The sequence below is a fragment of the Methylophilales bacterium MBRSF5 genome, assembly GCA_001044335.1.
GTDB lineage: Bacteria > Pseudomonadota > Gammaproteobacteria > Burkholderiales > Methylophilaceae > BACL14.
This window is the reverse complement of record CP011001.1, coordinates 1,205,651-1,216,598: the sequence shown is the minus strand read 5'-3', so window position 1 is coordinate 1,216,598 and position 10,948 is coordinate 1,205,651. Positions and strand designations below refer to the sequence as shown.

Sequence of the window (10,948 nt, the reverse complement as noted above, 5' to 3'; positions counted from 1 at the left end):
TACTCATGGAAAAACATCGATTTTAATTGTCAATTGTTTTTGTAATATGTTCTTAATATGATTAAGTTCGTCTAAAGATAATCTTTCAATAGAAATATCTTGATTATTCTGTAAGGATGGTCTTGCCAAGCTATAAAGATCAATTTTTTTAATTAACTTTTCGTAAGGTTTAATTAGTCTTGAATAATTTTTTAAAAAATCGTTTGTCGGAACTTGATGATTAATTTTTAATAGGCAGGTTTGAATCACTGTCTGACAAGCCTCTGCACATTTTTTTAAATTATTAATCATTGAATTTGGATCTAAATTAACTTGATTGATTAGTTTTATAGAGCCTTCGTCAGCTGCATCAATTTTGAACCAGACCTCACCATGATAGCGATTAAAAATATTAAGGCATTCTATTTTTTTGCTGATAAAGCTTCCGTTTGTAATTAAGCGAACAGGAATTTTATCAATTAGTTTATGTTCTTTTAAACTTGCAATGATAATTTCTAAAACCTCTAAAAATTCTGGTGCTGCAGTGGGCTCTCCATTTCCTGATAGGGCTACATCGGCAAAGGTTGTCCCGGGGGGAGTATTTTCTTTTAAAAAGTTAGAATTTATTATTTGATCAATCCAAAAGTTTAACTCATCTTTTAAAAATTCAACTTGGATGGGTTCCGGACCACCTCTTGTGAGGTTTGGAATTTCACAATAAATACATTGCCAATTACATGCATTATTGGTATTGAGATTTACCCCTAAAGACAATCCCCCAGCTCTGCGTGAGACAACAGGATAAACATATTTTGAATCGAATATATTTCTATCATGATCTTCAGCATGAAGGACATAAGTTTTTTTGTTCATGTCTTCAATTATAGCTAATTTTAAGCTGGCTTTAATTTACAAAAATTAATAATTGCTAATCCACATCGTTTGATATGGCTTTAAAGAAATCTTTTTAGATTCAATTTTCTTATTGGAAATGAGATCTATCCAGTTTTTATTGAAAATTAAATTTATTTCATTAAGATCAACCGGCTGTTTCTGATTCGTAATATTACATAAGACAAAAATGCTCTGTTTTCTATTTTGACATTGTCTCCACAAAGCAAATATTTTTTCTCCCAGGTTCAATGTAAATTGTGTTGCATTTGGATGAAATGCTGGTTGTTTTTTTCGAATAGAAATTAAAGAATTAAGCTGTTTTAAGACAGAAGAATGGATTGTCTTTTTATTCATCTTATTGCTTAGGTCTTTTAAACCATATCGTTTTCTATTGATACTTCTTTTCTGTTTTGTTGATTGCATTCCAGCGTAATCATTTTCTGTTCCAAAAAAACTATGAACATAGATAGCTGGAATTCCCTCAAGGCTTAACATAATTGCATGCGCACATATAAATCTGTGGATTTGAAAATTATCTAGATTATTAATTGTTCCCTTAAGGGCATCAATTAGTGCAATATTGATTTCATATGGTTTACTTTTATTTTCAACCTTGCGATAAGAAACTTCGCCCCCAAACTCTTTCATTCTTTTTAAGATAGCTTTGATATTTCTTTCCGATATCAACCCTTCTGCAGGCCTCATTCCGATTCCATCATGAGAAGCAATAAAATTAAAGTAAGTAGTCCCTTCCATTGGAGGAGGCATAGACATAAGCCATTTTCTTAAGATAGTCGAATTACCATAAAGCATGGAATAAAGAATTAAAGGAGGAAGTGAAAAGTTATATATTAATTGCGCTTCATTACCATTCCCGAAATAATCAAGATTTTCTTTGTTAGGAAGGTTCGTCTCTGTAATTAAAAATGTTTTTTGGGAGCTAGCATCGAGCAGCAGTCTAAATAGCTTTATAATCTCGTGAGTTTCATTCAGATTTATACAATTTGTTCCAAGCTCTTTCCAAAGAAATGCAACAGCATCTAATCGTAAAATTGAAATACCCTGGTCTAGATAAAATTTAATAATCTTTAAAAATTCAATTAAAACATCTTTATTTTTGAAATTTAAATCTACTTGATCCCTACTAAAAGTACACCACACATATTTTTTATTTTTTTTTGTTTTAAATAACTGCAATAAGTCGTGACTTCTAGGCCTGACAATTTTAGAAGTATCAAACTTATCCTCATAATCTAAAAAAAATTTTTTCCCTGGAAGTTGATTATTTAAGAATTGTTGAAACCATTCTGACTCACTTGAGCAATGGTTAATTACAAGATCAGCCATAATTTTATATTTAGAGGAAAGTTTTTTAATATCACTCCAGGTAGCTAACCCTCTTTTAATTTTTAAATAATCAATAACGGCAAAACCATCATCTGAACTATAGGGAAAAAAAGGAAGGAGATGGATAATTGATACACTGTCTTGAAGATAAGTATTTAGCACTTTATTCAAAGTCTGAATATTTTTTTCATCATCATCATAGAACGTATCTAGATAAGTAATTAAGGCAACATCTGACTCATCCCATCTGTTTTGAATTAAATGTTGTTTGGGTGATTTTTTTTCAAAAAAAATAGAAAAGATCTTGTTAGTTAAATGGGTATTATTTGATTTGGGATAAATGACATTGAGATGATTAAGTATTTGCTCACAGATTTTATTTTGAAAACTCATTCATATCCTCTGTAACTGCTGATATAAATTCTTTTTGTAAATCAGGAATGGCACTATTAACCCTTGTCCAAGATGGTATAAAAGGGGTTTCCATTGGATTGTCTAAGTAGCTATTTCCAGCGTCAAGAATATTTTGTGCAAACATTTCAACAGCTTTTTCTTCGGAATGAATATCTAATTTAAGTCCATTCATCAGAGCATCATTGTTGTAAGTTTCAATAAAATCTAGGGCAATACGAAAATATGTAGCTTTGATGGATCTAAAGGTTTCAGAATTGAAAACATGTCCGTTGGTTGCAAGTTTTCTGAAGATGGACTTACAAATATCAATGGACATTTTTGATAATCCTTTTTCTTGATCATCTAAACTTAAGTCCTGATGTTTATGATCATAATGATCGGCAATATCAACCTGACATAAATGATTATTTGAGTAATTTCTATTGACCTCAGAAAGCACACCTATTTCCAAACCCCAGTCACTGGGAATACGGATATCATTAAGCACTTCAGTGCGCATTGAAAATTCTCCAGCCAGTGCATATCTGAAACTATCAAGGTAATTTAAATATTCATTGTCATTGAAGATTTTTTTTAAAGATCTTATCAAAGGAGTGACAAGAAGACGACAGACTCTGCCATTAATTTTTTCATTAGCCACTCTTGAATAATAGCCTTTACAAAATTGATAATTAAAATTTGGATTAGCAACTGGATAAATTAGACGCGCTAGTAATTCTCGATTATAAGTGACAATATCACAATCATGTAGAGCAACTGACTTTGCGCTGCCATCTGCGAGGACAAATCCAAAACAAAACCAGACGTTTCGTCCTTTACCTAACTCTTTTGGAGATAGACCAAACTTTTTGAGTTTATCATCTATTTTTTTTAAGCGTGGACCGTCATTCCATAAAACAAAGTGTTTTTGAGGAAGTTGATTGAAAAAATGTAATGCATACTTATACTCTTCTTTTGTCGCTTGATCTAAACCGATAACAATTGAATTTAGATAATTAACCTTTTTTAGCTCGTCCACTATTAATTGAAGTGCTGGTTTTTCAAGTTCAGAAAATAAACTGGGCAGAACCAAAGTCATTGGCCTTGATTTAGCAAATGACTCTAAATTTTTTTCTAAATCATCTAAGGACTGTGTTCTTAAATTATGAAGGGTGCTGATAATCCCATTTTGATAAAAATCACTCATTATTTAATACTTTCATTATTTCTTGATTCCAGCCAGAGGGTCCACTCACCTTGCTCATGACCCAGCCAGCTTTATGCAAGTGTTCATTTTTATTTTTAATCAATATCTTAATGTCACATGCGTCAATCATATTAATATCATTTTCTCCATCACCCAATGCAATGCTGATAAATTCTGTTTGACAATCTTTTTCGAGAGTATTTTTGATCCATTTTAGTGCTTTTGCTTTATCGTGGTGCGATGAAATGGTTAAAAATCGACCACCTTGGGCAGCATGCAGCCCTAATAGATGAATGCTTTGAATAAAATCAATTTTTTTATCTTCATCATCAAGCCAAATAATGGGTTCTGAGAAGTGCCTTTGTTGTGAGAACATAGCCTCCTCTATTGGTAGCCCGGTAAAGTGAACCGCTTCCTCAATTGGTAGCATAGAGTAACAATTAAAATTAAAAGTTTTTTGCAAAGGGATTATTTTGTCGTGAATTTCGGTTAAGTTAATTCCAAAGCTAGTGACTTGATTGTTATAAAAAACACCTGATCCATTTTCAAATATGAAAGGATCTTCAATAATTAATTTGGACTGTATTCTTTCAATTTCAGCTTTCGTTTTACTTGAGGAAAGGATTAAAGGAATCTTGCGTGATTTTATAACAGACAGGGCTTCGGAGGCTGGCCCGAAAGTGTATGTTTTATGATCAAGAAGTGTGCCATCGAGGTCTGAAAAAATAATGTAATTCCGCATAGGAATTAGAAATTGTTAACAGTAAATAGTTTGAATTATTTGTGGAACCACATTCTTTTGAGGACACCGTCTTTATTGACTAAGGAGTGTTTAATTGCACCTGCAAAATGAAGAATAAAAAATAATAATAAAATAAGTCCAAATATCTCATGGAATTCTTTAAATAACTCTCTTAAGGTTTCATTATCTATTCCTGGAAGAAAAGGAATTCCAAACCAATGAACACCATATTTACTACCAACCGACATAATAATTCCTGTTAATGGTATTAAAAACATTAAAAGATAAAACGCGTGGTGGGTTGCAGTAGCTAATTTCACCTCAAGAGCACTCATGCTAGATAGCATTTTTGGCGGTTTATGAGTCAGTCGCCAGTATATTCTAAATAAAACAAGGAAAAAAATGGTTACGCCAATAGATTTATGCAATGTAAAGTAAAATGACCTTACTGACATTTCTTTGGATGATTCAATTGTTATTAATCCTAAGTCAAAGAGATCAAAGTTAGTTACTTTCGTGCCACCTTTGGGAAGTTCTTCCATATATGTTCCTAGAATAAACATAAAAATTATCCCAATAGCTAGTAACCAATGCAGCAAAATGGCTACATTGTTATACCTATCTTTTTTTGGACCAAAATAATTATTTTTAACTTTTGCCATTAACAGCTAATATAGACCTTAAATAAATAAATATCAATATAGTAGGACTAATGTTAAAACATTATATCTTTTTATTTCTTTTGCTTGTTGCAATCAATGTTAATGCATTTGTTAAAGAAGTTGCTCCAGGTATCTATGTTCATGTTGGTAAACACCTTGATGTGGATGTTGGCTATGATGGAGATATATGCAATATCGGATTTATTGTTGGTAATGATTCTATTGCGGTGATTGACTCTGGTGGAAGTAATCTTGTCGGACAAGAATTAAAAAAATATATTACTGAAAATTTTAATCAACCAATTAAATATGTCATCAATACCCATCCTCATTTAGATCATATATACGGCAATGTGGTCTTTTCCGAAGCCGAAATATATGGTCACGCAAACCTAACCAAAGCGATGAAGTCTCGAGAAGAGATTTATAGCAAATTAAACGAAAAGTATTTAGGTAAAGTTTCTAAAGATAGCCCACTTATTTTACCTAACAATATGGTGGAGATAGGCAAGGATAAAATTATAGATCTTGGTGAACGACAAATTACGCTTCAGTCTTTCCCAGATGCACATACTGAAGCAGATATGATTATTTTCGATCAAAATACCAGAACATTATGGACGGGTGATTTGGTCTTTCGAGAAAGAACGCCAGTTATCGACGGAAATATTCATGGTTTCATAAAAGCTTTAGAGGTAATAAATAAAAAACAGATTGACTTAGTGATCCCGGGCCATGGACAACCTTCACTAAAGAATGAGGCAATTCAACCTATTTTAAATTACCTTATTCAATTAAGAGATGATGTCCGCAAATTTATTGATAAAGGAGAGTCTTTGGAGTTTGCTATGGAAAACGCAGCTAGCTCATTAAAGGAGGAGTGGCTGTTATTTGATGTTCAGAATAAAAGAAATGTTAATCGTATTTTTCCAATGATGGAATGGGAATAAAAATTTTTATTCCCATCATTTAATAAACTATTTTTTTGCAAGTTTTTGATCAAGGCTGCATCCTGCATTTTCAGGATGAGCACCAACCAAGAGAAGGCCGCCTGCTATTGCGACATATAAGAGACTCATAATAAGGACTGGTTGACCTTGCATAGCGTTCATGAAGTAAATTAATGCCCATAAGATAGAATAAGCAGATAATACGTATGCAGAAATTTTAGTTTTATAACCAAGGATTAGCGCTAAACCACCAACAAATTGAACAAGAATGCTAATCGGCGCCATGATTCCTGGTAATCCCCTTGCCCCCAGCATATCTTGATACATTCCATAACCTCCTGGTGTGGAGATAATGTTATTTAAAATAAAAAGAATAGAAATAAAAAAGATCTGAGCTAACAAGATTCTTGATATGAGACCAATGTGTTTAGACATTATATTTCCTTATAATTTATTTAATTGAATAAGATGATGCCTTTAAAATAAAAACTATGCAAGTTAACGACAAAAAATTTGTCCTCCTATCTTGGGCTAAAGATATTCAAATTATCAAAGATTTAAGGACAGAGGTGTTTATCAAAGAACAAAATATTCCAGAGGAACTTGAGTGGGATAAAGATGATGAAGACGCACATCATGTTGGTATTTTATCTAATGACATTTTAATTGCCTATGCAAGGGTTCTGATTAAACAAAAAATTCATATTGGCCGAATGGCTGTAAGGAAAAAATATAGAAGGTTAGGGATGGGGTCATTTTTGTTATCAAATATTATTAATCAGGTTGATAGCTGGCAATATTCAAAAAAAATTATGTTATCAGCCCAAGAGCAAGCCATCCCTTTTTATGAAAAAAACTTATTTCAAATTAGAGGGAACAAATACTTAGATGCTGGAATTATTCATTATGATATGGAGTTAGTTCGTTAAACTAATTAACAGCGACTTAATCGGAGCTGGGAGCCCAAGCTCTGGTATTTCTTTCCAATCAAACCACAGTCCATCAACCATCAAATCTGATTTGTTGGTAATTTTAATTAAAAAGTATTTGTACTTTAATCGATAATGTGAAAAGACACATTGTCTTTCACCTTGCTTGATAAGGTTGTTTTTTTTTCTTAAATAATTTTTTTGAGGAGGAATCCATAACCCACTCCAAACTCCTATTCTATTTTTGACTAATAGTATTTGTTTATTACATTCATAAATATAAAATTCGGTTGATTGGTCCTCCTTGGTTTTCGTTTTATTTTTTACAGGAATGGTTTCGGTTAAATTATTTTGTTTTGCAATACATGTCTGATTCATTGGGCAGAAATGACATTGAGGGTTTTTGGGAGTACACAATGTGGCCCCAAAATCCATTATGCCTTGAGTATAAATATCAATGTCACCATCAGGTAATAGTTGCTCGCTAAGATCCCATAAATCTTTTTCTGTTTTAGCTAAACTTATGCTTTCTTGAATGCCAAAAAAACGAGTTAACACTCGTTTGACATTGCCATCCAAAATAGCAAATTTTTTTTTAAAGCAAAATGACAAAATTGCTCCGGCCGTTGATCTCCCAATTCCTGGAAGTTGAATTAAGCTTTCAAACGTATCCGGAAATTTACAAGAATATTGCTCGGCAATAATTCTCGCAGTTTTATGAAGGTTTCTCGCTCTTGAATAAAACCCAAGACCACTCCAGTGAGACATGACTTCGTCTTCAGAGGCTTCAGCTAGATGTTTGATATTTTGAAATCGATCAATAAATTTAATATAGAAAGGGATAACGGTGCTGACCTGGGTTTGTTGAAGCATTATTTCTGACACCCACACAAAGTAAGGATCTTTATTTTTTTGCCATGGAAGATCATACCTTCCATGTTGTTTATGCCATCGCAAAATTTTATTTGAAAATTTTTTTTGGGACTGTGAAATTATCATCTAATAAAAAAGAATTAGAAAAATGATCCCGATAAGAATCCGATAGTAGGCAAAAATTTTAAAATCATTATGAGCAACAAATTTTATTAGAAATCGAACTACTATCAGCGCTGATATAAAAGCCGTAGAAAGTCCAATTAAGAAAAACCATAAGTCATCTGATGAGAGGCTATGAAGGTTTTTAAGTAAATCATAAAATGAGGCAGCGAACATAATGGGGATTGCTAAAAAAAATGAAAATTCGGTCGCTGTTTTTCGATCTAATTTTAAAAGTAGCCCTCCCATAATTGTTGCTCCAGACCTTGATGTTCCAGGAATTAATGCTAAACATTGAAACAATCCAATTCCAAGAGATTGCTTATGAGAGATATGGTCTACAGTTTTTGTTGATCCAATATTTGTTTTCTTTTCAATCAGCAATATTAGTATCCCTCCAATAATCAAAGCACAGCTAACAACAATAGGATTAAATAGAAATTTTTTGATCACATCATGGAATGCTAATCCTACAATTGCTGCAGGTAGAAATGCTAAAAAAATGTTTGAAAAGAATGTTTTTGATTTCTGGTCAGAGAGATGAAGTGTTTTATTAAGCAGTTGAATTCTATATTCATAGATGATGGCTAGTATTGCGCCGAGCTGAATAAAAATTTCAAAAACTTCAATGTTGGGATGGTTGGCGTTAATGAGATGAGCTCCAATGATCAAATGACCAGTGGAGCTGATAGGTAAAAACTCTGTGAGACCTTCAATAACTCCTAATACAACTGCCTGAATAAAGAAAATTAAGGTCATTGAAGTTTAAACTTTTTGGTAAACTTCAGAACCTTTTTTTACAAACTCAATAGATTTTTGCTCCATTCCGTCTTTTAAAGCCTCTTCTTCTGAGATCCCTTTTTCTTTAGCATACTCCCTTACATCTTGTGTAATCTTCATCGAACAGAAGTGTGGCCCACACATGGAGCAAAAATGAGCCTGCTTGGCTCCTTCTTGAGGAAGAGTTTCATCATGAAATTCTTTTGCTTTTTCAGGATCGAGACTTAAATTAAACTGGTCCTCCCATCTAAATTCAAATCGTGCTTTTGAAAGGGCATTATCTCTTATCTGTGCACCCGGGTGACCTTTAGCAAGATCTGCAGCATGCGCTGCAATTTTATAGGTAATAATTCCTTCTCTGACATCTTCTTTATCAGGAAGGCCTAGATGTTCTTTAGGTGTTACATAACAGAGCATCGCACATCCATACCAACCAATCATTGCGGCACCAATTCCAGATGTAATATGATCATATCCAGGAGCAATATCTGTTGTCAGAGGGCCTAAAGTATAAAAGGGAGCTTCATGACAATGTTCTAATTGTAAGTCCATATTTTCTTTGATCATGTGCATTGGGACATGACCTGGGCCTTCAATCATTGTTTGAACATCATGCTTCCATGCTATCTTGGTAAGCTCACCTAGAGTTTTTAACTCTGCAAATTGTGCTTCATCATTAGCATCATAAATAGAGCCAGGACGTAACCCGTCACCGAGACTGAAACTCACGTCATAGGCTTTCATAATTTCACAAATTTCTTCGAAGTGTGTGTAGAGAAAAGATTCTTTATGATGAGCCAAGCACCATTTGGCCATGATTGAACCACCACGACTGACAATGCCAGTCATTCGTTTAGCCGTCATAGGAATATACTCCAACCTCACTCCAGCATGGATAGTAAAATAATCAACGCCCTGTTCTGCCTGCTCGATTAAAGTATCTTTAAATATTTCCCAAGTTAAATCTTCCGCCTTGCCATCAACCTTTTCTAAGGCCTGATAGATTGGAACTGTTCCAATAGGCACAGGACTGTTTCTAACGATCCACTCACGAGTTTCATGAATATTTTTTCCTGTAGATAGATCCATGACGGTATCAGCCCCCCATCGAGTTCCCCACACCATTTTTTCAACTTCTTCACTAATACTTGATCCAAGTGCTGAATTTCCAATATTGGCATTAATTTTAACTAAAAAATTCCTACCGATAATCATTGGTTCAGTTTCGGGGTGATTAATATTTGCTGGGATAATAGCTCTTCCTTTTGCAACTTCTTCTCTCACAAACTCTGGAGTGATTAATTTTGGAATAGATGCACCATAACTCTGTCCTGGGTGTTGTGTTTGAATGAATTCTGAAATCCCTTCTCTTCTCTGATTTTCACGGATGGCAATGTATTCCATCTCAGGCGTAATGATTCCTTTTTTGGCATAATGCATTTGTGAAACGTTTTGCCCAGGTTTTGCTTTTAAAGGTTTTCTTTTTAAATTAAAACGCATTTTTTCAAGCTCTGGATCGCTTTGTCTTTCTTTACCGAAATCTGAAGTTGGCCCATCTAATTCTTCAACATCTCCTCTATCAAGAATCCATTGAGATCGTAATGCTGGCAAACCATTTCGAATATCAATTTGATATGCTGGGTCGGTATACGGACCAGATGTATCATAAACAACAACAGGATTATTTTTTTCAGCACCAAATTGTGAGGCAGTATCAGAAAGGCTTATTTCACGGAAAGGAACTTTGATATTATGGTTTCCTTCAACGTATATCTTTTTTGAATTTTTAAAAGAATGTAATGCGTTAGGATCAATCGTCGCATCTGATTTATTAAAATCAGGTTGTTGATTAATATTTTTATCTGGTGCGTTCATTAAGTCTCCTTAAGTTGAAAAGTAAGGAGTGCATCTTTTGCATTCCCTACGTCGGTATTATCCGAATCAGGTTCCAAGGGTGTTTCTCACAATATAAAATTGACCCCCAGCAAATATTTAAACATTGTACATAAATTATGAATTTAGGTTAATGC

Annotated in this window: 11 protein-coding genes; 2 read left to right on the top strand and 9 right to left on the bottom strand. The window is 33.5% G+C overall.

Annotated features, from left to right (window positions below; translation table 11 throughout):
• Positions 1–3: 3 nt before the first annotated feature.
• Genes UZ34_06510 through UZ34_06490 form a run of 5 tightly spaced genes read right to left on the bottom strand, consistent with a single transcriptional unit; the run spans position 4 to position 5,164 of the window.
• Entirely contained in the window at positions 4–852 is an 849-nt protein-coding gene (locus tag UZ34_06510) for a radical SAM protein (protein AKO64990.1), read from the bottom strand.
• Between the two features lie 45 nt (positions 853–897).
• A complete protein-coding gene (locus tag UZ34_06505) occupies positions 898–2,613 on the bottom strand; it encodes an alpha-amylase (GenBank protein ID AKO64989.1) in 1,716 nt (571 codons plus the stop codon).
• Positions 2,597–3,820, bottom strand: a complete 1,224-nt coding sequence (locus tag UZ34_06500) for a glycosyl transferase (protein ID AKO64988.1) — start codon at positions 3,818–3,820, stop codon at positions 2,597–2,599. The genes UZ34_06505 and UZ34_06500 overlap by 17 nt, the downstream gene beginning before the upstream one ends.
• Positions 3,813–4,562: a hypothetical protein gene (locus UZ34_06495; protein ID AKO64987.1), complete on the bottom strand. Its 750-nt coding sequence runs from the start codon at positions 4,560–4,562 to the stop codon at positions 3,813–3,815. Before UZ34_06495 ends, UZ34_06500 begins: the two co-directional genes overlap by 8 nt.
• Positions 4,563–4,597: 35 nt before the next feature.
• Positions 4,598–5,164 carry a cytochrome B561 gene (locus UZ34_06490; GenBank protein AKO65189.1) on the bottom strand — a complete coding sequence of 189 codons (567 nt, stop codon included), beginning with the start codon at positions 5,162–5,164 and terminating at the stop codon, positions 4,598–4,600.
• A 110-nt stretch (positions 5,165–5,274) separates the two neighbouring features.
• On the opposite strand from UZ34_06490, the gene UZ34_06485 reads away from it, so the two are divergent.
• The gene (locus tag UZ34_06485) at positions 5,275–6,174 is read left to right on the top strand and encodes a beta-lactamase (protein AKO64986.1); all 900 of its coding nucleotides are present in this window, start codon (positions 5,275–5,277) and stop codon (positions 6,172–6,174) included.
• Between the two features lie 27 nt (positions 6,175–6,201).
• On the opposite strand, the gene UZ34_06480 is transcribed toward UZ34_06485, so the two are convergent.
• Positions 6,202–6,609, bottom strand: coding sequence for a DoxX (locus tag UZ34_06480; protein AKO64985.1), 408 nt, complete (start codon positions 6,607–6,609; stop codon positions 6,202–6,204).
• A 56-nt stretch (positions 6,610–6,665) separates the two neighbouring features.
• Here UZ34_06480 and UZ34_06475 point away from each other — a divergent pair, with 56 nt between their 5' ends.
• Entirely contained in the window at positions 6,666–7,103 is a 438-nt protein-coding gene (locus UZ34_06475) for a hypothetical protein (GenBank protein AKO64984.1), read from the top strand.
• Here the strand turns inward: UZ34_06475 and UZ34_06470 are convergent.
• Genes UZ34_06470 through UZ34_06460 form a run of 3 tightly spaced genes read right to left on the bottom strand, consistent with a single transcriptional unit; the run spans position 7,092 to position 10,793 of the window.
• On the bottom strand, positions 7,092–8,102 hold the full coding sequence (locus UZ34_06470; protein ID AKO64983.1) for a hypothetical protein: 1,011 nt from the start codon (positions 8,100–8,102) through the stop codon (positions 7,092–7,094). The genes UZ34_06475 and UZ34_06470 overlap by 12 nt on opposite strands.
• Positions 8,103–8,897 (bottom strand): UDP-diphosphatase, encoded by a 795-nt coding sequence (locus UZ34_06465; GenBank protein ID AKO64982.1) that lies wholly within the window; start codon positions 8,895–8,897, stop codon positions 8,103–8,105. It abuts the gene before it with no gap.
• A gap of 6 nt (positions 8,898–8,903) precedes the next feature.
• The gene (locus UZ34_06460) at positions 8,904–10,793 is read right to left on the bottom strand and encodes a thiamine biosynthesis protein ThiC (GenBank protein AKO64981.1); all 1,890 of its coding nucleotides are present in this window, start codon (positions 10,791–10,793) and stop codon (positions 8,904–8,906) included.
• Between the last annotated feature and the right edge of the window lie 155 nt (positions 10,794–10,948).